Here is a 21417-nt window from a genome sequence, read left to right as displayed (position 1 = left end):
CAAGTGGTTTTGGCTTTCTACATTTTAGGAAACCATTTTGATGGAAAGACTCTAAGTTGATTCAAGTTTTACTATATAGGAGGTAGCCTGGATGGATAAAACAACTTTACGTAACAAGGTGAAAGAAGCACTCTCGACAATGACCGATAATACATATCATAGTCAATCTTTAGCTATAGTAAAAAAGGTGCTACAGGAACCATATATAATAGAAGCAAATACAATTGGTTTGACCATTTCAAATAAGCCAGAAGTCGACACATTTCTTCTAATTGAGGAATTATGGCAACTTGGTAAAAAGGTCGCTGTTCCAAAATGCCACCCGAAAACAAGAGAAATGTCATTTTACGCAATTGACTCTTTTGCCCAACTTGAAACTGTATATATGCATTTGCGTGAGCCTATTCCAGAAAGATGTGAGTTTGTTGACGCAAATGAAATGGATGTTATCCTTGTTCCAGGCGTAGTTTTTGACCGATATGGCTATCGAATCGGCTATGGCGGTGGTTATTATGATCGCTATGTATTAAACTATAAAAAGGGTAAGCTACTGTCCATGCTCTTTGATGAGCAAATCATTGATCGTGTTCCTACCGAAGAACATGATTGCCCAGTAGACATCATTGTGACACCCTCAAAACGTATTGATTGTCTAGGACAACGAGGAGCGAACGAAAATGGATAAAATGTTAGATATTTATGAACTCTTGAAAACCTATGGTACTTATATTTATACGCGGGATCCGATTGGCGATTTGATGTTAATGGAGGATGAAATACGCGAGCTTTATAAAGCAAATGTACTAGACATAAAAGATTATCAAATGGCATTACTACTCATTCGACAAGAAACAACAAGACTTCGTATGGAAGAGAATAAAAAGTAATGTTTGAAATATCATGTAAATGGGTATTGTAAAGTTAATGTAACATGTATGTAATATTCTTAAAACAGTGGATTTCCGCTGTTTTTGTGTTTTTACGAAACTTTTTACAATTCAAAACGTATATATAGATATCTGGCGCATAGAACAGCAAGGAGACGCATAGAAGAGCAGGAGAAAAAAATTTCAGGCAGATATGTGTTGATTATCTGTAAAAAAAAGTTTAAGATATATTTTGTTTCCGTAACAAAATGTAAAAAATTATTATTTTTTTGTAAGGAAGTAGGGAGGATGTTAGGAATGAAATCAATAAAGTGGCCTAAACATTCATTTATGATACTAGCAATTATAGCAACATGGATCAAAACGGTCATTGTTTACCACACAAGCTTCGAGATGAAAATTGAAAATGCCATGCAACAATTTATTTTGTTTATTAATCCATTAAGCTTTTTGCTATTTACGTATGGTTTATCACTATTTTTTAAATCAGCAAAAGCTAGAAATCGTTATCTGATAACGGTCAGCGTTATTTTGTCCATTGTCTTATACGGAAATGTAGCGTTCTATCGATTCTACAATGACTTTATTACGCTGCCAGTATTATTCCAAACAAGCAACTTTAGTGACTTAGGAACGTCCGTAGCAGCCATTGTTGAACCTTGGGATGTATTATATTTCGTTGATGTCATTATTTTAATCTTAGCAAATAAATTTTTACCAAAAATGAAAGAGGCATTTAAAGTGAATGTTGAGTTCCGACGTGCTTTCTTTGTATTGGCAGTAGCAATGACATTTTTAAATTTAGGATTAGCAGAAACAGAGCGTCCACAATTACTAACACGTAGTTTTGACCGCGAATTATTAGTGAAGAATATTGGTACATACAATTACCATTTGTATGACATTTATATTCAATCGAAATCATCTGCGCAACGTGCGTTAGCGGATGGTAGTGAACTAGTTGAAGTAAATAACTATATTCGTTCAAATCAGGCAGCCATTAACCCAGAAATGTTTGGGAAATATAAAGGTCGCAACTTAATTGTTGTGTCTATGGAGTCCTTACAAAACTTTGTCATTAATAATGATATGAATGGTCATGAAGTGACACCATTCTTAAACTCTTTAACAAAAGATAAAGATACGTATTATTTCAGTAATTTCTATCACCAAACAGGCCTTGGAAAAACATCTGACTCAGAGTTTATTTTAGAAAACTCCTTGTTTGGTTTAGGCCGTGGAGCAGTATTTTTCACGCATGGTGGAAATACGTATAACTCAATGGCAGAACGCCTTGGAGAAAATGGTTACTTTACAAATGTTATGCACCCGAATAATAAATCTTTCTGGAACCGTGACATGATGTATCAATCATTAAAAATCAATAAATTTTACGATATAGATTCATATACGGTTGAAGAAGGGCAAGCTGTAAACTGGGGTATGAAAGATACTCCATTCTTAGAGCAATCAGCTAATTTAATGAAAGATATGCCACAGCCATTCTATTCAAGACTGATCACGCTAACGAACCATTATCCATTTACATTGGACCCGGAAGATATTATGATTCCTGAATATGATTCGAACTCTGGTACTTTAAATCGTTACTTCCAAACAGTACGCTACATGGATGAAGCTCTAAAAGATTTCTTCCAACAGTTAAAAGATCAAGGTGTTTATGATAACTCTATTATCGTTATGTATGGTGACCATTATGGTATTTCTGAAAACCATAATAAAGCAATGGCACAATATTTAGGGAAAGAACAAATCACACCATTTGATAATGCATTACTGCAAGAAGTACCTTTATTCATCCATATCCCAGGATCTGGTGATGGTAAAGAAATGACAGAGATTTCAGGACAAATGGATTTACGTCCAACAATCTTACATCTTCTTGGCGTAGAAACGTCAAAAGATATGCAAATGGGGGCAGATTTATTCTCTCCAGAGCATGAGGACTTTGTTATTTTCCGTGATGGACGCTTTATCACAGATAAATACGTTTATGCTGGTGAAGCTTGCTATGACAAAGTAACTGGCGAAGAAATAGAAGGTGAGCCATGTCAATCATATGCTGATCGTGCCACAATGGAGCTAGAAAATTCCGATGCGATTATTAATGGTGACTTGCTTCGTTTCTATGATGAAAAAACAGGTAATTTAAAGCAGGATTCAGTTAAATAATCATATTAGAGAGATCTCATGACGAGGTCTCTCTTTTTTACATTATTATTGACAAAAGGGGATATATGATTATAATAAGTGTAAATATCTGCATAACGAAGATTTGTTTTTCGCATTTCGGAGTATAAGAGTAAAGGCATGGAAAAGAACGAGTAACTTTAATGGAACTGACAGAGAGTAGCCGGACGTTGAGAGGCGCAAGGGATATTAAAGTGAATACATCTTGGAGCTGCGTACCGAAAATTTAGTAGGCTACGACGGGGTTGCATCCGTAATCATTGCAGGGGTATCGCTTCGGCTGTACTTTTAGAGGAGAGCTATGTGAGTAGTTCTCGAAAAAAGGTGGTAACACGTTCATGAACGTCCTTTAGGAATAATCCTAAAGGCGTTTTTTTGTGTTTGAAGCGAACTAAACAAAGTGAGGATATTATTTCCTAATGGTTCCCAAGTAACTCTTATAGATCTTGCAATATTAATTTTTAATATTACAAGGAGATGTTTTGTATGTTTTTAACACCAGAGGAGCAATTCGTGATCATCAAGAAAGGTGTCGATAAAATCGTTGATGAGCAGGAATTACGTGCAAAATTAGAACGATCATTTAAAAAACAGCAGCCTTTAACAATTAAATTAGGACTTGATCCATCCGCACCAGATATTCATTTAGGTCACGCAGTCGTTCTTCGAAAAATTAAGCAAATGCAGGATTTAGGTCATCATGCAATTATTGTTATCGGTGATTTTACAGGACGAATTGGCGATCCTACAGGTAAAGCAAAAGGGCGAACAGCCTTAAATGACGATACAGTGAAGAAAAATGCCCAAACCTATTGTGAGCAAATTTTTAAAGTGTTAGATAAGAACAAGACAACGGTTCGTTTTAATAGTGAATGGTTAGCAAAGCTGTCGTTTGAAGAAGTCATTCAGCTAGCAGCCACAACATCTGTTGCTCGACTTTTAGAGCGTGAGGATTTTCAGAAACGTTACAAGCAGCACGTACCCATTGGCATGCATGAATTTTTTTACCCCCTTATGCAAGCATATGATTCGGTGGAGCTAGAGGCTGATATTGAGCTAGGGGGAACAGACCAAACGTTTAATATATTAATGGGGCGAAACTTACAAAAGCAGCGAGGGATAGAAAAACAAGTTGCCATTTTTATGCCACTACTGGAGGGATTAGATGGCATTGAAAAAATGAGTAAAAGTTTAGGTAATTATATTGGTGTCAATGAAGCACCTGAAATGATGTTTAAAAAGGTGATGGAAGTACCTGATGCATTAATCGTAAAATATTTCGAATTAGCAACGGATGAGCACCCACTACAAGTGCAGGCCATTCAAGATAAACTTCAAAAGGGAGAGAATCCCCGCGATCTGAAATTGCGATTAGCAGAAGTGATAACGACTTTATACCATGGAGTTGCAGCAATGAAGGAAGCGAGAACTTACTTTGAAGCAGCATTTCAACGAAAGGAAATACCGAAAAACATTCCCGTTTTACTCTTAGAGATTGATAAGGAAAGGGTAGAGGATATCCTTCCCCAATTAGTGGCAATGGATTATATTCAAAGTAAAAGTGAGTTTTTACGGTTAATCAAGCAAAATGGGGTATCTTTGAATGGAGAAAAATTAGCGCTAGATGACCTTTCGCGCGTCCTAATGAATGATGATGTGATACAAATTGGTAAGAAACGATTCCTTAAATTAAATAAGTAGTGAAAAAAAGAGCAATCTCCGTGGAGACTGCTCTTTTTCTGTCTAAAATTTTAGTGTAATGTTGGTGGGTAACCGCTGTGAACAATTGTCATGATGACGAACCATCCAAATACAACAGCACTTAATAAATTGAAAACAACGCTTAATAGGTTCTTTTCTTTAATTGCTTGGAATGTACCAACTACAGCTAAAATCGCTACTAGACCAAAAATAACCATTAATAAGTTCATTAAAAATAGACACTCCTTTCGACATCAGAAAATGAATGTCGCAAACAATATTCCTCCTTAATTGTAAACGTTCTACTTATTTTTGTCGAGAACTAAAATAGCGCAAACTATGAACATTTATCGTCAAATTGTGGCAAAGCCTGTATAATAGAAAGTTGAGGTGATAACTATGATGAACGTACGAAGTTATTCTCTTGGACCGGTCCAAACGAATTGCTATATCGTATCGAATAAAGAAAAAGAATGTATTATATTTGATCCAGGTGAGGAAGCGGAGCGTCTTATTAAAACAATCCGTAGCAATGGTTTAAAACCGTTAGCTATCTTTTTAACGCATGCCCATTTTGACCATATCGGAGCCGTTGATGCTGTGCGTGAAGTGTTTGATGTCCCAGTATGGATTCACGAAAAGGAAGTTAGCTGGCTAGGAGATCCTACTAAGAATGGCTCTAGTAAATATGCTGCATTACCAGATTATCGAGTAGCTGCACCAGCGCAAGACACCATCATCAAAGAAGAACAGCCATTTGAAATTAGTAATTTTGTTTTTCAGGCTGTTTTTACACCAGGACATTCACCTGGTAGTATTTCCTATATTTTTGAGCAAGATGGTTTTGCGATTGTAGGAGATACGTTATTTGAACAAGGTGTCGGACGTACAGATTTATTGGGTGGATCGACAAAAATATTATTGGATTCAATCCATAATAAATTACTGTCATTACCAGAGGATACTATTATCTATCCTGGACACGGTAATTATACGACTGTAGGTGCAGAAATGGAGACAAATCCATTTTTAAATGGATTTTAAAAAGGCCGCATCAAATAAAAAAGCGTATCTCAATTGTAGTGAGATACGCGATTTTTTGTATTAATGACCGCCACCAGGTACGTGAATGAATGTTGTATAGTACGTGAAGCCAGCGAAGAATACAGTTAAATATGCTCCGAAAATGTACATGTACATACGTTCTGAAAGGTTTAAGAAGCCTAATAATAAGAATAAACCTGTATTACCTAAGAATAATAGCGATACCTCGTTCATACCACCAAGGTAGAACATAACGGCAAAAATACCTGTCCAGAATGCCATAACTTTATACATATTATCCATGAAGATTTCCCCTCCTTTTGCCCACGACACAATAATCTCTTACTCATTATAAATGATATGAAAGGTGTCTGTAAACTGGAACTTCTCCGATCTTTGTGACAAACAAATGGATTTTTAAACTAGTGATCGATTTCTGTCACGTTTATTTCATATTTACATAAATCACAATTATGTATCATACTTTCAACTTGCACAAGTTCATTATTAGAAAATAGAGCATCTAATTGTCCTTTTAAATAGGATTCATGTAATGAACAAACAATTTCAGAATGTGCTGTCAGTTGCTCCTGGAATGGACAATTAAAAATGGAGAATATCACTTTTTTTCCAAGTTCAGTTTGTTGAATTTGTGGAATATAGCCGATTAATGCGGCATTGTCAGTTAATAACTGAAGCTTTTCATCGAAGGAAAGAGAATTATTTAATGTCATTTCAGCACTGATATAATTTTTCATTTGCTGGTAGCCGTCTTGGTAGCTAATTTCTTGACACTTCGTTAACGCAGATGGTCCGACATCTTGAATTAATTGAATCGTCCATTTTAATAAACGATCTTCGTCACGTCTAGGAAATGTTAGTGATACACCTTTCTCTGAAGCTTTATAAACTCGTCCAGGTCTTCCACCTTTACCTGTTTTTACATAATCAGCAGAAATAATATTGATTTCCGAAAGTTTCGTTAAATGAAGTCTGGCAACGTTTGGATGGATACCAAATTGATCAGCTATATGTTGTACTGTGACTGTTTTTTTCTCTTGCAATATATACTCATAAATAGAGTATCTTGTTTCATCAGCAAGTGTACTCGTAATTTTCAATGGATGGATCATGTGTTTCACCTCTTTAAGTTTTTATAAAAATTATGTTCATCTACCAAGTGTTAGGAAAATAATCATGTTGATTCTATTATATTGTATTATTGAAAAAGATACATTCATTTTGGCATAAATATTAATTTTTTCATGTATTTATGTTCCTTTTTAGTGGAAAATTGCATTTTATCCACACTTTTATAGCAAAAAACATAATTGATAGTAAAATGTATAACAAGTTTTTATTTTCAGAAAAGGGCTTTTCTCGTGCACTTTTCCTCTTTATACTAGGAAATAACGAATAGAGCGGTCATATTCGAATGAACTAGAAGAGAGGTGCATATATGCAGAGTTTTGAAACAGTTGTTGAACAAAGATGTGAGCAACTTTTACTAAAGGCTTATCATTTTGGTGCATCCGATTTATTACTCGTTCCAAGCAATACAACATATCGGATCTATTTTCGAAAATATGATAAGCTTCTTCACGCTGGCGAGCTTCCGATCGATCTTGCAGAGAGAATGATCTCCTACTATAAATTTCTTGCGGAATTAGATATTAGTGAGCGACGAAAACCTCAAAGTGGCTCCTTTCAAAAAGCGATGGAGCAAAATCCATACGCCTTTCGTGTTTCTACATTACCTTCCGTCTTTTTAAAAGAAAGCTTAATTATCCGTTTACTTCTCCAAAATCATGCATTCCCACTAACTTCCTTAAGTTTTTCCAAAAGTGCAGCACATCAATTAATGGAGCTTGTGCAAAGCCAACAAGGTCTTTTGTTTTTTACGGGGGCAACAGGCTCTGGCAAATCTACTTCACTTTATTCCTTACTTCACTATTGCTCAACAGAATTAAATCGACATGTGATTTCCTTAGAAGATCCTGTAGAAAATAGCCAAGCAAATCTACTTCAGATCCAGGTAAATGAGCGAGCAGGCGTTACATATGCTACGGGATTAAAAGCCATTTTACGCCACTCACCTGATGTGATTATGATTGGTGAAATACGGGATAAAGAAACAGCGAAAATTGCTATTCAAGCGTCCTTAACAGGACATTTAGTTGTCTCCACAATTCATGCAAAAGATTCAATTAGCTGTCTTTATCGATTAATGGACTTAGGTGTGACAATAGAGGAACTTCGCCAAACCGTTATCGGAATTGTGGCGCAAAAACTTTTACAGGTGTCAGCTATACATGATGAACGACGTGCAATCTTTGAAATTTTACATGATATACATCTAACAAGAGCCATTATGGCTATTAAAGAACAGGGGAACTATGAGCTTCCATATAACCTCACATTAATGGGGCAAAAAGAACTAGTGGAGAGACGTTATGCAGCTACAAACATACATCGATAAATTTATGTTTTATTACAATAGAGCTACAAAATGGAGATTAAGGGAGCAGGCACAATTTTTTAATCGTTTATGTGTGCTATTGCAGGAAGGTTATTTATTACCACAAGCTATTTCAATGCTACTACCTCATCATATTAAGGCCCATGAGGACATTCAGCAGCAAATTGATGAAAAACTTAGGCAAGGAGTAGGTGTTACAGGGATACTTGAAACATTACAGCTTGCTAAACATTATTTAATGTCAGTCACAGTTGCAGAAAATAATGGCCATATGATAGAAGCTTTACAGGGTGTGGCTAAGCAGATAACTGTAAGTGAGAAGACAAAGAAAAAACTAATGAAGCTTCTTGTCTATCCAGTAACACTCATCTTATTTTTACTATTGTTATTTTTTGTGTTTCGAACAATTTTCTTGCCAAATATCGAAAGGATGGTTGTTAGCCGAACGAATGAATCAGGCGAATCAAGTATTGCTTTATCCAACATGTTATTACGTGTTCCAGATATTGTCATTCTTACGATAGTCATAATAACAGGTAGCTTATTAATTTTTCACCTCTATCTCAAACGACAGTCCATTGCCTACCAACTATCAATATTATTAAAAATTCCCTTCATTCAATTTTATATCAGGTTAGCTTTGACAAGACAATTTGCTGCTTATTTAGGAAGTTTGCTGCAAAGTGGATTTTCATTACAAGCAAGTCTCCAATTGCTTGAGGATCAACAACTACAACCTTTTCTTCAAATTCTTTCGCAACGTATTAAAGAAAGAGTCATTTTTGGTGAGTCCTTAACACAAGCGGTTATCGTGATGGCAGTTTTCCAGAAGGATTTCCCGGTTTTTGTAGAGCACGGCGAGCAAAGCGGTTATTTAGGAAAAGAATTAGTATTGTACAGTGAATTATTAATGGAAAAACAAGAGCAACTTTTGCAAAAAATACTAGCGTTTGTGCAACCAACCTTCTTTATCCTCATTGCTATATGTATTGTCGCAGCCTATGTCAGTTTATTATTACCAATCTATCATATGATTGAATTAGTTTAGGAGGAAAAAAATGAAACGTATCAATCGGCAAGCTGGTTTCACTTTAATCGAAATGCTAATTGTCTTATTAATCATATCGATCCTTATTCTGATTACTATTCCAAATGTTACAAAGCATTTTGCCACAATAGATAAGAAGGGCTGTGCAGCTTATATAACTATGGTGCAAGGTCAGGTGGAGGCCTATCGTGTAGATTTTATGGCCTATCCTACATTAGACGATTTAGTTGCAGAAGGTTATTTAAAAGAAAATGAAACGACATGCCCGAATAAAGAGGAAATTAAGATTACAAGTGACGGAGAGGTGCGTCCAGCTAATGCTAGCTTGGAGACTGGGTCTAATAGCTGATGATCGGTAATAAAAATGGTGGTTTTACGCTTCTCGAGATCCTTATTGTCTTATTTCTTATCATGAGTTTAACAGCGATCGTTAGTAAATTTTCATTCAAATTAGCGGAAATGAAGGAATTAGAACGATTTTTTACGCAAATGCAACTCGATATTCAATATATACAGACGTACAGCATGAGCCAACGCCAATATATCGCCTTGAAAATGGAAAGTTCAACGAATCGTTATGTCATTCAAAAAGATTTTTATACGACTTTATATGAACGACCTTTTCCTAAAGGGGTTGAGTTTTTACCTGCAGAGAGTTCGATTCATACACTTATTTATAATAACAATGGGAACGTTATGTCAGCCGGCACCATTGCCTTTAAAACATCTTGGGGAAAGAAAAAAGTAATCATAACGATAGGGAGAGGGAGAGCTAGGATTGAATGAGTCAGGCTATTCATTTGCGGAAACTATTTTAGCTATGGGTATTTTTACATTACTTTGCACATCATTATTACCCATTACCTATACAATGAAGACAAATCTACTGAATAAAAAACTAGAGGTGATTGCAGCTGAAACTGCCTATGAGGGCATAAAACAATATCAAGCAAAGCAACAAACAGAAGGCACTAGAACGATTGAACAAGTTGATTACCATTGGATATTTGATGGACAGGACGTTTGTGTTCGATTTCAAAATACACGTGAGCTACGCCAAAAATGTATCAACGTCAATGGTGAAGCTCATGGATGACAAGGGCTATACATTATTAGAAGCCATGTTTCAATTAGTTGTTTTTGTGCTAATTTCTCATCTTTTTGTCCTCGTCATATTATGGTTTGCTGAAATGAAATCAACGGTGTTATCGGATGAACAAACAAAATGGGAACTATTTGTCTCTGATTTAAATCATGCTCTACAAGATGTTTCTACATTTTCAGTTCGTGCAGATCACAAAAGAATGACTTTTCAAAGAGCAAATACACTCCATCATATTGATTGTTATTCGAATATTATTCGTGAACAAGTAAACGGTGGACATGTTCCTATGCTAATAGGACTCAATCGATGTCAATTTAACTATACAGAAAATATGCTGACAGTAGCTGTCGAAATGGCTAGTGGTGTTCAAAAGGAGCGGAGCTTCTATGTGCCAATTATTGAAAAATGACAGAGGGGCTATTTTTTTGATCGCAATTGCATTATTATTTTTTGTAACTACTTTTGTTCTTGCGTATTGTATGTCTTATGAAATGCAGTTTCGAACATATGATGGGCTAGAAAAATTGAATGTTCGAGCTACGATAAATTTATTAGGACAAATTTTGTCAGACAGTGTAGAATCGTAGTTATAAGAAGGTGATTCGAATTGCGAAAAATATATTTAGTTGGGTTTATGGGTAGTGGAAAGAGTGCGTTAGGAAGACGTTTAAGCTATTTATTAAAGATGCCATATTATGATATGGATCATGAGATCGTGCGTCAGCAGGGGATGACAATTCCACAGATTTTTGAAAAATACGGAGAGGCCCGCTTTCGGGAAATAGAAACAGAATTTTTGAAAAATTTCCGAAATGAGGCATGTATTATTTCCACAGGTGGTGGCGTTGCCATAAATGCTGAAAATCGAAAAATTATGAGACGTAGTGGATTAGTATTTTTTCTAGATGCGTCTTTTGAAGATATTTATAAACGAATACAGCATGATCCAAACAGACCCATTGTACAGAGCTCCACAAAGGAAGAATTAGAAAGTCTGTATCATTACAGAAGAAAGTTTTATCGTGATGCAGGACATATCCAAGTACTGACAGAAGGCAGAACGATTCGCCAAATTCTAGAGTATTTAGTATTTCAAGTGAAAAGATTAAAAAACGAACGATAATACAATTTTATTAAAATAATGTTCGTCTTTTATTATCTTTTAAAAAATGATTGCCTTTTCAATGCATTTAATGTTAGGATATAGACAAATAAGTAACTAAATGTTCATTGAATACTAAATAGTACCAAGATCTATCTTGGGCGGATGATTGTGCGGGGAGAGCGCGTATAGACGCCACCGAAGGAGCAAGTAGTAATGGCTATGAATCTCTCAGGTAAAAGGACTCGTACAAGACGCAACTCTGGAGAGAGCTGTAGTATAACAATAACAGCCACCAAAGGGGAAAGCCGACTAATTGGCAATGGTAAAAGCATTGCGAGCTAGTCTGGTGTAACTTTCAGGTGCAAGGACAGAGAATCCCGAAAAGGGGTTCGTCTGTCTTTTTTTATGTCTACAAGTATATATGTGAGCAAGAGAGCGCATGGACTGTACTACTACAAAAAGCAGACGAACTACTACTAGTAAAAATGTAATTAACAATAAGGGGGCAAAAAAGAATGGCGAACGAATTAAAACGTACACCTCTATTTGAAGAATATGCGAAGTACGGTGCGAAAACGGTTGACTTCGGTGGATGGGAATTGCCTGTTCAATTCTCTTCTATTAAGGAAGAACATGATGCAGTGCGTCATCGTGCAGGGTTATTTGATGTATCACATATGGGTGAAATTTTAGTCACTGGTCCAGATGCATTAGATTTTTTACAAAATCTTTTGTCAAATGATGTGTCAAAAATAGTGGCGGGCCAAGCACAATACACAGCTATGTGCTATGAAAATGGTGGCGTTGTTGATGATTTATTAACCTATAAATTAGCGGACAATCACTATTTATTATGTGTTAATGCAGCAAATATCGAAAAGGACTATGATTGGATGATGGAAAATCAACATCAATATGATGTGACGATTGATAACCAATCAGATGCCTATGCACAAATTGCACTTCAAGGTCCGTTAGCAGAAGAAGTGCTGCAATCTTTAACTTCAACTGATGTGAGTGCCATTAAATTTTTCCGCTTCCAAGAGGATGTTGAAGTGGCAGGCCATAAAGTATTAGTTTCTCGTAGTGGCTACACAGGTGAAGATGGCTTTGAATTATATGGTGCTCCAGAAGATATTAAAGCACTATGGGGAAAAATTTTAGAGGCAGGTCAGGATAAAGGCGTTGTTCCTGCAGGTCTTGGTTGTCGTGATACACTTCGTTTTGAAGCGGGGCTCCCACTATATGGTCAAGAGCTATCAGCAACAATTTCTCCACTTGAGGCAGGTATTGGCTTTGCTGTGAAATTAAATAAAGAAGACTTTATCGGTCACGAAGCATTAGTAACACAAAAGGAAAATGGTCTTCCTCGTAAACTGGTAGGAATTGAAATGATCGATAAAGGAATTCCACGCCATGGTTACAAAGTGTTGAAGGATGGTAAGGAAATTGGTGAAGTAACAACGGGCACACAGCTTCCTTCATCTAAACGTAATGTTGGTCACGCGTTAATTGACAGTCAATTCGCAACAATCGGAACTGAGCTAGAAATCGAAATTCGTGGTAAGTACTTAAAGGTAATCACAGTAGAAACACCGTTTTACAAGCGTTCAAAATAATAGTTGAAAAGAGGGACCTACATTTATGAAACATCGTTATTTACCAATGACGGAGCAAGATCAAAAAGAAATGTTAGACGTAATCGGTGTATCCTCAGTAGATGAATTATTCGAGGATATTCCAGAGAAAGTACGTTTTAAAGGCCTTTATGACATTAAGGAAGCAAAATCAGAGTCTGCTTTATTAAAAGAATTAACGGCACTTGCCGCAAAAAATAAGGACACAAATGCTAATGTATCATTTTTAGGTGCAGGCGTTTACAACCACTATAAACCAGTCATCGTGGATCATGTTATTTCTCGTTCAGAGTTCTATACAGCTTATACGCCGTATCAACCGGAGATTTCACAAGGTGAGCTACAAGCAATCTTTGAATTCCAAACAATGATTGCTGAGCTAACTGGTATGGATCTTGCTAACTCTTCTATGTATGACGGTGGTACAGCATTAGCAGAGGCAGGTATGCTGGCAGCTGGTCATACACGTCGTAAGAAAATTTTAGTGTCTGAAACAGTGCACCCAGAATATCGTGATGTTGTGGCTACATATGCCTATGGTCAATCGATCGAAATCGTGACAATTCCACAAAAAGATGGCGTGACAGATGTGGATGCATTAAAAGAGATGATTGATGACAACACAGCAGCTGTTATTGCTCAATATCCAAACTTCTTTGGTCAAGTAGAAGATATTCAAGTCATCGGGGATATTGCTCATGAAGCAAAAAGCTTGTTTGTGGTATCTTCTAATCCACTGGCATTAGGCATTTTAACACCTCCTGGTAAACTAGGTGCGGATATTTGTGTAGGGGATGCGCAAGTTTTCGGTATTTCTGAAGCATTCGGTGGACCACACTGTGGTTTCTTTGCCGTAACAACAAAATTAATGCGTAAGGTTCCAGGCCGTCTTGTTGGTGAAACAGTAGATGGTGAAGGTCGTCGTGGTTATGTATTAACATTACAAGCACGTGAACAGCATATCCGTCGTGATAAAGCGACATCTAATATTTGTTCGAACCAAGCTCTTCTTGCACTTGCAGCTTCTGTAGCCATGACAGCTCTAGGTAAACAAGGCATTCGTGAAATGGCAACACAAAATATTGCGAAAACACGTTATGCGAAAAATGCCTTTGAAGCAGCAGGCTTTACAGTAGCATTCCAAGGTGCCCACTTCAACGAAATCGTTGTGAAAACGAATAAATGTGTGAAGGAAATCAATAAAGGCTTAATTGCAAAAGGGATTATCGGTGGATATCCATTAGGTCAAAATTATGACTCTCTTAAAAATCATGTGCTAATAGCAGTTACTGAATTACGCACAAAAGAAGAAATTGATGCACTAGTTGCAGAAATGGGGGCTCTTAATGCATAACGAAAATCAATCACTCATTTTTGAAATTTCAAAAGAAGGTCGTGTTGGCTATAGCTTAGAGGCACTTGATGTGCCAGAAGTAGACCTAGCAGATTTATTACCTGCAAACTTAGTTCGTGCTGAAGCGGCAGAATTACCTGAAGTGTCTGAGCTTGATATTATGCGTCATTACACGGCACTTTCTCGTAGAAACCACGGAGTAGACTCTGGCTTCTATCCGCTTGGCTCTTGTACGATGAAATACAATCCGAAAATTAACGAAACAGTTGCACGTCTTTCAGGCTTTGCCAATGTTCACCCATTACAGGATGAATCAACAGCACAAGGTGCAATGGAGCTTCTCTATGATTTACAAACTTCTTTAGTAGAAATTACAGGAATGGATGAAGTGACATTACAACCAGCAGCAGGTGCTCACGGTGAATGGACAGCATTAATGATGATTCGTGCATTCCATGAAGCAAATGGTGAGGGACACCGTAATAAAGTCATTGTTCCTGACTCAGCACATGGTACTAACCCAGCATCGGCAACAGTAGCAGGTTTTGAAACAATTACTGTTAAATCGGATGAGAATGGTCTAGTAGATATTGAAGATCTTCGTAAAGTAGTAGGTTCTGACACAGCTGCTTTAATGCTAACAAACCCGAATACACTTGGTTTATTTGAAGAAAACATTATTGAAATGGCAGAGCTAATTCACTCTGTAGGCGGTAAAGTGTACTATGATGGTGCGAACTTAAATGCCGTAATGAGTAAAGCACGTCCTGGCGACATGGGCTTTGACTGCGTACATTTAAATCTGCACAAAACATTTACAGGTCCACACGGTGGCGGTGGTCCGGGTTCTGGCCCAGTAGGCGTAAAAGCAGACTTAATTCCATTCCTACCAAAACCAGTATTAGTTAGAACTGAAGAAGGCACATATCACTTCGACTACGATCGTCCACAATCAATCGGACGCGTAAAACCTTACTATGGTAACTTTGGTATCAACGTTCGTGCTTATACGTACATTCGTACAATGGGTCCAGATGGCTTAAAAGCTGTTACAGAATATGCAGTCCTAAACGCCAACTACATGATGCGTCGTTTAGAGCCATTCTATGATCTTCCATATAACCGTCACTGTAAACATGAATTTGTGTTATCTGGTCGCCGTCAAAAGAAACAAGGCGTTCGTACATTAGATATCGCAAAACGTCTGTTAGACTTTGGCTACCATCCACCAACAACATACTTCCCATTAAATGTGGAAGAGGCGTTAATGATTGAGCCAACTGAAACAGAATCTAAAGAAACGTTAGATGCATTCTGTGATGTAATGATTCAAATTGCGAAAGAAGCAGAAGAAAATCCATCGATTGTACAAGAAGCACCACATACAACAGTCGTATCTCGTTTAGACGAAACACGCGCTGCTCGTACACCAGTGCTTCGTTATCAAAAGGCATAGTATTAAAAACTGAACATAAAAGCGTCCGATAAGATTAATACTTATTGGGCGCTTTTTTATGGTTCTTGAAAGGCTATAAAGGTGATAAATTAAAGAGCCCCGAGCACTGGCTAGAACAGGTTTGTATAGCGCTGAAATGCTCAAGGAAATTATACTCACCATTGTACGATAAAACATAACTATTTAATATAAATGGCTGCATTGATATAATTACATTAATTTGCAATTTTAAGAAACTCTTTTTTATGAGATGTAATGTTACAGATTGAAATGTTCATGAACTAGTTAGGTCTTTTATTATTGATGGAAAAAAAGTTTTTGCGAAATGGAGGTTAGCAGTGGTAGTGAGTCACGCAAGGACTAATAATAGTCTATTATACTATAAATGTGATAATATTGAATTTTTAAAAGGTTGTGGACAATTATATACAGAATTTGATGATGGCGTTGCAACTAGGCAGATTAATATAATTAACAATGATATGTACTGTTCTTCATCATTACATGATTGGAATGAAAATATTGGATTTTTATTGTATGACGGACATATCGATAGTTTAGATTTAAGCGATAGTGTACCTATTACTCAATTAGAATTTGAGAATAAATGGCAGGAAGGAATTGTAGCTAACAAATCTCAAATTAACTACTTAAAGGGCGATGCTTCGCTTCCTTTAGAAGAACAAACACTCATCATTCATGTTGTCAATATTTTAGGAAAATGGGGAAAAGGTTTTGTTTTATCTTTATCAAAGCAATTCCCTTTTGCCAAAAATGAATATGTAAAATGGTCTAAGGATAAAGAAACTTTTGGGTTAGGAGAAGTTCAGTTTGTATGTGTAGACCAGCAGAGAGCAACTTTTGTTGCCAATATGCTTGCACAACATGGTGTGAGGAAAAATGATAAAGATCATACAACCTATATTGATTATGATGCACTTCGATTATGTTTAAGAAAAGTTGCGAGATTTGCATTAATAAATAGATTATCGATACAGATGCCTAAAATTGGTTCAGGTTTAGCTGGAGGAGATTGGGAAGAGATTGAAAAAATAATAAATGAGGAATTAATTTATTATAAAATTAAATGTACTGTTTTTGAATTGTGATAAATTAAATAAAAGTAGGGGTGGCATTTATGGTAGATACACAATTGAGGGAGCGTGTGTTTGACACTTTATACGGTGGGATTATCGGTGATCTAATGGGCGTACCAGTCGAATTTAAACAAAGAGGAACGTTCCGTGTGCAAGATGTGATGGGGTATGGTACTTACAATCAACCACCTGGTACTTGGTCTGATGATACTTCTCTAACACTCTGCTTGGTAGAAAACATTATTGAAAAAGGCGATACCAAAACATTGATGAACAAATTTGTGCAATACATGGAGCATGGCTATCTTACACCATTTGGCGAAATGTTTGATATTGGAATTACTACAGCGGAAGCCGTTTCCAACTATAAAAAAGGTGTTCCGCCAGCACAATGTGGTAAAACGGGCGAGTTTGATAATGGCAATGGTACACTAATGAGGATAGCTCCTTTAGTATTCGTGGTCATGCATGAGTTAGATTTTGCTAAAAGAAAAGAATTAGTTCATCAATATACAGAGATTACTCATGGTCATCCGCGTTCCATAGTAGGGTCCATCATTTACATTGAGCTATTATTAAGCTTATACCGAAACAATTCATTAGAAGTGGCCTTAAAAGAGGTATTTGACTTACTGCAAAATAATTTACAAAATGAAATGAAAGCAGAGTTAGATGCTTACACAAGGATTTTTCATGAAAACTTTTTAAATACGCCTGAAGACGAGATTAAATCAAGCGGCTATATTGTTCATTCGCTAGAAGCGGCTATTTGGTGTGTAGGTAATTCTACAACATTTAAAGAAGCGATTCTGATGGCAGTTAATTTAGGAGAAGATACGGATACCGTTGGAGCCATTACAGGTTCGATAGCGGGTATGTATAAACAGTTGGATGAAATTCCAGAAGAATGGTTGGGTAAAATTGTCAGTAAACAAAAGGTTGATGACTTAATTTTGGCGTTTTACGAGTATTGTGAAGCACAGGTGTAAAGAGAATGTAAACGAAAGGATGTGTCAAAATGCTTCCTATACATAATGCAAATTTACCAGCTACAGAGAACGACATTCTACAAGTGGAACATATTATGTCATGTCAACTCCCAACCGTTTATAGGCGAGTCCTACAAGAGGTGAATGGTGTATCACTGGCTAATGGGGTGTTAATTTACGGTACAGAGGAATTGATAGAAAGAAATGAGACTTGGGAAGTGGAGGAATATGCGAAAGGCTATATAGCTATTGGTGACGATGGTGGTGGAATGGTATTTTTAATGGCCATTCAGGGGAATGATTCTAGCGTTTTTGCAGTAGATAGCGGAGATATGAATCCACAACATGCCACGGTGGTCACTATGGACTTAAGTAAGTGGCTACAAAATGGCTGTCAGTAAAACAAATTAATCAATAAAAAGTTGAAGCTTATTCCTATCTTTGGAATGGGCTTTTTTAGGTGGGTTCTATGTCTTTTCTTGGAGAAATAAAGCTAAATTATTACATATTCTATTAATTATTTGTATTTTTTAGAAAATTATGTTGAATTATTGGAGAGTGGTAGTATAATAAAATTATAGTTACAAATTTGGTTAATAATTCCTTTGTTTAAAGAGTTTTTAGCAAATTATGTAATTATAAATTAAAACTAATGAAATGAGGCGATATTTTATGATTAACATGATTCAATATTTAGAGCAAAATCCGTCGTTGGTAACATTGTTAAAAGAAAAAAAAGCTTCTTTAATTGGTGTAACAGATCTTGAACAAAAAGCAATTTTGGATTCGTTTGATGAAGATGTACGATTAGAACATGGTCTTTGGTACTAGGTTAATAAAAAATAAATGGCTATGGTGTGCTATAAGTGCATATTTAATTTTAGGGATTTATTTACTTTATGTTACTTATAGCACGCCTTTTTTGGGTATCAAATTAGAAGAAAAAAATGATCAGTGGTTAATAATTGATCCATATTATAAAGAATGGGCAGAGAAGCAAAAAATTGCTACAGGTGACATTATTCTAGATATTGATGGGAAAAACATCGCGGATTTAGAAAACATCACTTATAATCCTGTCATTAGAGTAGCTAAAGAATTAACATTGTTGAAAAAAAACGGAGAAACGATACATCTACAGATTGCCCCATTTGATATACCAGAACAACTATTATATGTATTGGTATTGCCAGGAATCTTCTATTTACTAAGTTTAATTATCTCAATTTACTTATACTATAAACAAAAAAATACAAGCTTAATTAATTTACTTATTTTGTTTATTCTCACTGTATCTTTAGCATATGTGAGTATTGGTGCATCTGGAAGGCTAAATAGTGTTGGTACAGTCGTTAATCGTAGTAGCATGCTGCTTTGTCTTATTATATTAATTCATTTTTTAAGAAATTATTTTTTATTTTTAAATTTAAAATGGGGTTATATTAAAAATATTACACTATTGTATTCTATACCTTTAATTGTTGTATTTCTTAGTATATTAAGTATTGTCTACCCATCTACAAATCCATTATTATCAAAGATTACTCTATTGTTATTTTTTATTTTACTAATTGTAATTCTTTCTATATTAGGAAAGGGTTATATTTTATATAAAACCCCGCAGTTAAAACTTTTTTTATTGAGCATTATTATCCCATTCTTACCTTTTCTTTTTTTATTTACAATACCAGAAATTTTCTTTCATAAACATATACTCTCTGGTGATATTTGTTCATTATTTCTAATGCTTATTCCATTCAGCTTTATATTTACACAACTTACTGAACGTATTTTTGATATGGAGTATTTCATTTCTCGATTACGTTATTATTTTAATTTTTCTTTTGCTTTTACACTATGGCTGTTATTGGGGCTGTATTGGCTTACGGATCTTTCGATTACACGCATGACGGAGATTTTCTTTTTTGCTTTTCTCTCGTTAATGGCCCTGTTTTACATGAAGGAGCGGATTGATTATCGTAAGCGAAAAATCCTTTTCTCTACGAAAGGGGACTACATTCATCGCTTGTATACTACCGTTGATAGTATAGGTCGAGTGGTCAAAATCGAAGATCTATTGGAGAAATTTGTGCAGGAGGTTGTGCTCCAGCTTGAAATGGAAAGTGTTTATGTTCTGACCTATGATTTTCAAACACATCAGGTGACGTTAACGAATAAATCGAAGGAATACACGCAACATCAAATTGATGAGGTCCTTGTCGAGCGTTTAGGGCTAGGGGATATAAAAAAAACAGATCATTTCTATATCGCCTTTATTCATCAAGATGCGAATTATAAACGAATCCTTGTTGTTGACCATAATAAATCGATTTATCTAAAGGATGAGGAGTTGTTATGGCTTGAATTGTTATTGCTCTATTTAAACAATTTTATTGAAAATACGAAAATGGTTGAGGAGCTTTTAAATCAGTTAAAGCATATGAAAGAGGCTGATAATCGACAACTACCGTGGCTCAATAAATTACTTTGGCTACGCTTCGAGGAAGAAAAATATCAACTTGCTCAGGAACTTCATGATACGATTTTACAGGAACAGCTTCATATTGCGAGAGAAATGGATGTCCTTATGCATACAAAGGAAAAAGAGGAGATCCCAGCGAGACTCATAAAGCTGCATGAACATATGGTAACTTCCTTGAATGATTTAAGGGGCTACTGTGAAAATTTAAAGCCACCACTTCTCGATACGTTAGGATTAAATGCCGCCCTTGAAAAACTGATTCAAAAAATTCATAAACGAGCAAATTTTGTGTTGGTTTATACGATTGATCGACTTTATTTAGAGGATGAACGGTTAAACTTAATGATTTATCGCTTGTTCCAAGAATTGTTAAACAATGCTCTAAAACATTCCAATGCGAATACCGTTGAAATCTATTTATTAGGCACTGAAGAAGGTTTTGAAATTTTGTATACCGATGATGGGGTAGGCTGTAATATAGATGACATTCTACTTGCGGATTCTATGGGCATTCAAGGTATGCAAGAGAGGGTTCAGGCTTTTAATGGGAAATTCGCCTTAGATAGCAAAGTAGGTGAAGGACTAACCATTCGTATACAAGTTAGTGAAACCAATCAAACGCATCCTTATACGTATAGTACGCTGAACCGGCCAACTTATATGATACGAGGATAACCAAATGAGGTGTAAGCACATAGGTATATACTTATTTAAACCTTTTAATCTCTTCGTAGAGGCTACGAATGCGGATTAGAAGGCTTTTGTTTTTTGATATCTTTTACTTTTTGAGAGGGTTGATCAAAAATAAAATATTATCATCAA

Annotated in this window: 24 protein-coding genes, 1 riboswitch and 1 other annotated feature; of the genes, 21 read left to right on the top strand and 3 right to left on the bottom strand. The window is 35.9% G+C overall.

The features are described from left to right. Positions 1-91: 91 nt before the first annotated feature. The 4 genes from MKY49_RS14545 to tyrS all read left to right on the top strand — a co-directional run bounded on the left by MKY49_RS14545 (position 92) and on the right by tyrS (position 4799). The gene (locus tag MKY49_RS14545) at positions 92-685 is read left to right on the top strand and encodes a 5-formyltetrahydrofolate cyclo-ligase (RefSeq protein ID WP_341386574.1); all 594 of its coding nucleotides are present in this window, start codon (positions 92-94) and stop codon (positions 683-685) included. Next, positions 678-887, top strand: coding sequence for a YqgQ family protein (locus MKY49_RS14540; protein ID WP_274793734.1), 210 nt, complete (start codon positions 678-680; stop codon positions 885-887). Before MKY49_RS14545 ends, MKY49_RS14540 begins: the two co-directional genes overlap by 8 nt. Positions 888-1184: 297 nt before the next feature. Beyond that, positions 1185-3080, top strand: a complete 1896-nt coding sequence (locus MKY49_RS14535) for an LTA synthase family protein (RefSeq protein ID WP_341386573.1) — start codon at positions 1185-1187, stop codon at positions 3078-3080. A 130-nt stretch (positions 3081-3210) separates the two neighbouring features. Then, positions 3211-3451 (top strand) — a binding site (T-box leader). A gap of 133 nt (positions 3452-3584) precedes the next feature. Then, a complete protein-coding gene (gene tyrS / locus MKY49_RS14530) occupies positions 3585-4799 on the top strand; it encodes a tyrosine--tRNA ligase (protein WP_341386572.1) in 1215 nt (404 codons plus the stop codon). A 50-nt stretch (positions 4800-4849) separates the two neighbouring features. Here tyrS and MKY49_RS14525 read toward each other — a convergent pair whose 3' ends face one another. After that, positions 4850-5029, bottom strand: a complete 180-nt coding sequence (locus MKY49_RS14525; RefSeq protein WP_274793731.1) for a DUF2759 domain-containing protein — start codon at positions 5027-5029, stop codon at positions 4850-4852. 169 nt (positions 5030-5198) lie between these two features. Here MKY49_RS14525 and MKY49_RS14520 point away from each other — a divergent pair, with 169 nt between their 5' ends. Continuing rightward, positions 5199-5843 carry an MBL fold metallo-hydrolase gene (locus tag MKY49_RS14520; protein WP_274793730.1) on the top strand — a complete coding sequence of 215 codons (645 nt, stop codon included), beginning with the start codon at positions 5199-5201 and terminating at the stop codon, positions 5841-5843. A 60-nt stretch (positions 5844-5903) separates the two neighbouring features. On the opposite strand, the gene MKY49_RS14515 is transcribed toward MKY49_RS14520, so the two are convergent. Both MKY49_RS14515 and MKY49_RS14510 read right to left on the bottom strand, forming a co-directional pair. Continuing rightward, positions 5904-6146 carry a DUF2626 family protein gene (locus tag MKY49_RS14515; protein ID WP_004231035.1) on the bottom strand — a complete coding sequence of 81 codons (243 nt, stop codon included), beginning with the start codon at positions 6144-6146 and terminating at the stop codon, positions 5904-5906. 119 nt (positions 6147-6265) lie between these two features. Then, positions 6266-6976, bottom strand: coding sequence for a helix-turn-helix transcriptional regulator (locus MKY49_RS14510; protein ID WP_274793728.1), 711 nt, complete (start codon positions 6974-6976; stop codon positions 6266-6268). 326 nt (positions 6977-7302) lie between these two features. Here MKY49_RS14510 and comGA point away from each other — a divergent pair, with 326 nt between their 5' ends. The 16 genes from comGA (at position 7303) to MKY49_RS14430 (ending at position 21270) form a co-directional block, all read left to right on the top strand. Then, positions 7303-8322, top strand: coding sequence for a competence type IV pilus ATPase ComGA (gene comGA, locus MKY49_RS14505; RefSeq protein WP_341386571.1), 1020 nt, complete (start codon positions 7303-7305; stop codon positions 8320-8322). After that, on the top strand, positions 8297-9370 hold the full coding sequence (gene comGB, locus MKY49_RS14500; protein ID WP_341386570.1) for a competence type IV pilus assembly protein ComGB: 1074 nt from the start codon (positions 8297-8299) through the stop codon (positions 9368-9370). The genes comGA and comGB overlap by 26 nt, the downstream gene beginning before the upstream one ends. A gap of 10 nt (positions 9371-9380) precedes the next feature. After that, positions 9381-9719 carry a competence type IV pilus major pilin ComGC gene (gene comGC / locus MKY49_RS14495; RefSeq protein ID WP_341386569.1) on the top strand — a complete coding sequence of 113 codons (339 nt, stop codon included), beginning with the start codon at positions 9381-9383 and terminating at the stop codon, positions 9717-9719. Further along, complete coding sequence (comGD, locus tag MKY49_RS14490) at positions 9719-10156, top strand: competence type IV pilus minor pilin ComGD (protein ID WP_341386568.1); 438 nt, start codon at positions 9719-9721, stop codon at positions 10154-10156. Before comGC ends, comGD begins: the two co-directional genes overlap by 1 nt. Next, entirely contained in the window at positions 10149-10466 is a 318-nt protein-coding gene (locus MKY49_RS14485) for a hypothetical protein (RefSeq protein WP_274793723.1), read from the top strand. Before comGD ends, MKY49_RS14485 begins: the two co-directional genes overlap by 8 nt. Beyond that, the gene (gene comGF, locus MKY49_RS14480) at positions 10459-10884 is read left to right on the top strand and encodes a competence type IV pilus minor pilin ComGF (RefSeq protein WP_341386567.1); all 426 of its coding nucleotides are present in this window, start codon (positions 10459-10461) and stop codon (positions 10882-10884) included. The genes MKY49_RS14485 and comGF overlap by 8 nt, the downstream gene beginning before the upstream one ends. A 16-nt stretch (positions 10885-10900) precedes the next feature. Beyond that, positions 10901-11062: a hypothetical protein gene (locus MKY49_RS14475; RefSeq protein WP_322611560.1), complete on the top strand. Its 162-nt coding sequence runs from the start codon at positions 10901-10903 to the stop codon at positions 11060-11062. 20 nt (positions 11063-11082) lie between these two features. After that, on the top strand, positions 11083-11598 hold the full coding sequence (locus MKY49_RS14470; protein ID WP_274793720.1) for a shikimate kinase: 516 nt from the start codon (positions 11083-11085) through the stop codon (positions 11596-11598). A gap of 144 nt (positions 11599-11742) precedes the next feature. Further along, positions 11743-11834, top strand: a riboswitch (glycine riboswitch). A gap of 261 nt (positions 11835-12095) precedes the next feature. After that, positions 12096-13199: a glycine cleavage system aminomethyltransferase GcvT gene (gene gcvT / locus MKY49_RS14465; RefSeq protein WP_341386565.1), complete on the top strand. Its 1104-nt coding sequence runs from the start codon at positions 12096-12098 to the stop codon at positions 13197-13199. A 25-nt stretch (positions 13200-13224) separates the two neighbouring features. Next, positions 13225-14571: an aminomethyl-transferring glycine dehydrogenase subunit GcvPA gene (gene gcvPA / locus MKY49_RS14460; protein ID WP_274793718.1), complete on the top strand. Its 1347-nt coding sequence runs from the start codon at positions 13225-13227 to the stop codon at positions 14569-14571. Continuing rightward, positions 14564-16027, top strand: coding sequence for an aminomethyl-transferring glycine dehydrogenase subunit GcvPB (gene gcvPB, locus MKY49_RS14455; RefSeq protein ID WP_274793717.1), 1464 nt, complete (start codon positions 14564-14566; stop codon positions 16025-16027). Before gcvPA ends, gcvPB begins: the two co-directional genes overlap by 8 nt. A 338-nt stretch (positions 16028-16365) precedes the next feature. Then, positions 16366-17136, top strand: a complete 771-nt coding sequence (locus MKY49_RS14450; RefSeq protein ID WP_341386564.1) for a macro domain-containing protein — start codon at positions 16366-16368, stop codon at positions 17134-17136. Between the two features lie 29 nt (positions 17137-17165). Next, positions 17166-18113, top strand: a complete 948-nt coding sequence (locus MKY49_RS14445) for an ADP-ribosylglycohydrolase family protein (protein ID WP_341386562.1) — start codon at positions 17166-17168, stop codon at positions 18111-18113. A gap of 29 nt (positions 18114-18142) precedes the next feature. Next, positions 18143-18514, top strand: a complete 372-nt coding sequence (locus MKY49_RS14440; protein WP_341386561.1) for an SMI1/KNR4 family protein — start codon at positions 18143-18145, stop codon at positions 18512-18514. Positions 18515-18785: 271 nt separating this feature from the next. Next, positions 18786-18944, top strand: coding sequence for a competence pheromone ComX (gene comX / locus MKY49_RS14435; RefSeq protein ID WP_341386560.1), 159 nt, complete (start codon positions 18786-18788; stop codon positions 18942-18944). Beyond that, positions 18928-21270, top strand: a complete 2343-nt coding sequence (locus MKY49_RS14430; protein ID WP_341386559.1) for an ATP-binding protein — start codon at positions 18928-18930, stop codon at positions 21268-21270. The genes comX and MKY49_RS14430 overlap by 17 nt, the downstream gene beginning before the upstream one ends. Positions 21271-21417: the final 147 nt, after the last annotated feature.

The organism is Lysinibacillus sp. FSL M8-0134 (genome assembly GCF_038069745.1).
Lineage (GTDB): Bacteria > Bacillota > Bacilli > Bacillales_A > Planococcaceae > Lysinibacillus > Lysinibacillus irui.
The sequence above is the reverse complement of the archived record's forward strand: the minus strand, read 5'-3'. Positions and strand labels throughout refer to the sequence as shown.

Bases quoted from the DNA above. Each gene is read 5' to 3' on its own strand.
- MKY49_RS14545 (WP_341386574.1), top strand. From the start codon at position 92: ATGGATAAAACAACTTTACGTAACAAGGTGAAAGAAGCACTCTCGACA.
- MKY49_RS14540 (WP_274793734.1), top strand. From the start codon at position 678: ATGGATAAAATGTTAGATATTTATGAACTCTTGAAAACCTATGGTACT.
- MKY49_RS14535 (WP_341386573.1), top strand. From the start codon at position 1,185: ATGAAATCAATAAAGTGGCCTAAACATTCATTTATGATACTAGCAATT.
- tyrS (WP_341386572.1), top strand. From the start codon at position 3,585: ATGTTTTTAACACCAGAGGAGCAATTCGTGATCATCAAGAAAGGTGTC.
- MKY49_RS14525 (WP_274793731.1), bottom strand. From the start codon at position 5,029: ATGAACTTATTAATGGTTATTTTTGGTCTAGTAGCGATTTTAGCTGTA.
- MKY49_RS14520 (WP_274793730.1), top strand. From the start codon at position 5,199: ATGATGAACGTACGAAGTTATTCTCTTGGACCGGTCCAAACGAATTGC.
- MKY49_RS14515 (WP_004231035.1), bottom strand. From the start codon at position 6,146: ATGGATAATATGTATAAAGTTATGGCATTCTGGACAGGTATTTTTGCC.
- MKY49_RS14510 (WP_274793728.1), bottom strand. From the start codon at position 6,976: ATGATCCATCCATTGAAAATTACGAGTACACTTGCTGATGAAACAAGA.
- comGA (WP_341386571.1), top strand. From the start codon at position 7,303: ATGCAGAGTTTTGAAACAGTTGTTGAACAAAGATGTGAGCAACTTTTA.
- comGB (WP_341386570.1), top strand. From the start codon at position 8,297: ATGCAGCTACAAACATACATCGATAAATTTATGTTTTATTACAATAGA.
- comGC (WP_341386569.1), top strand. From the start codon at position 9,381: ATGAAACGTATCAATCGGCAAGCTGGTTTCACTTTAATCGAAATGCTA.
- comGD (WP_341386568.1), top strand. From the start codon at position 9,719: ATGATCGGTAATAAAAATGGTGGTTTTACGCTTCTCGAGATCCTTATT.
- comGF (WP_341386567.1), top strand. From the start codon at position 10,459: ATGGATGACAAGGGCTATACATTATTAGAAGCCATGTTTCAATTAGTT.
- gcvT (WP_341386565.1), top strand. From the start codon at position 12,096: ATGGCGAACGAATTAAAACGTACACCTCTATTTGAAGAATATGCGAAG.
- gcvPA (WP_274793718.1), top strand. From the start codon at position 13,225: ATGAAACATCGTTATTTACCAATGACGGAGCAAGATCAAAAAGAAATG.
- gcvPB (WP_274793717.1), top strand. From the start codon at position 14,564: ATGCATAACGAAAATCAATCACTCATTTTTGAAATTTCAAAAGAAGGT.
- MKY49_RS14445 (WP_341386562.1), top strand. From the start codon at position 17,166: ATGGTAGATACACAATTGAGGGAGCGTGTGTTTGACACTTTATACGGT.
- MKY49_RS14440 (WP_341386561.1), top strand. From the start codon at position 18,143: ATGCTTCCTATACATAATGCAAATTTACCAGCTACAGAGAACGACATT.
- comX (WP_341386560.1), top strand. From the start codon at position 18,786: ATGATTAACATGATTCAATATTTAGAGCAAAATCCGTCGTTGGTAACA.
- MKY49_RS14430 (WP_341386559.1), top strand. From the start codon at position 18,928: ATGGTCTTTGGTACTAGGTTAATAAAAAATAAATGGCTATGGTGTGCT.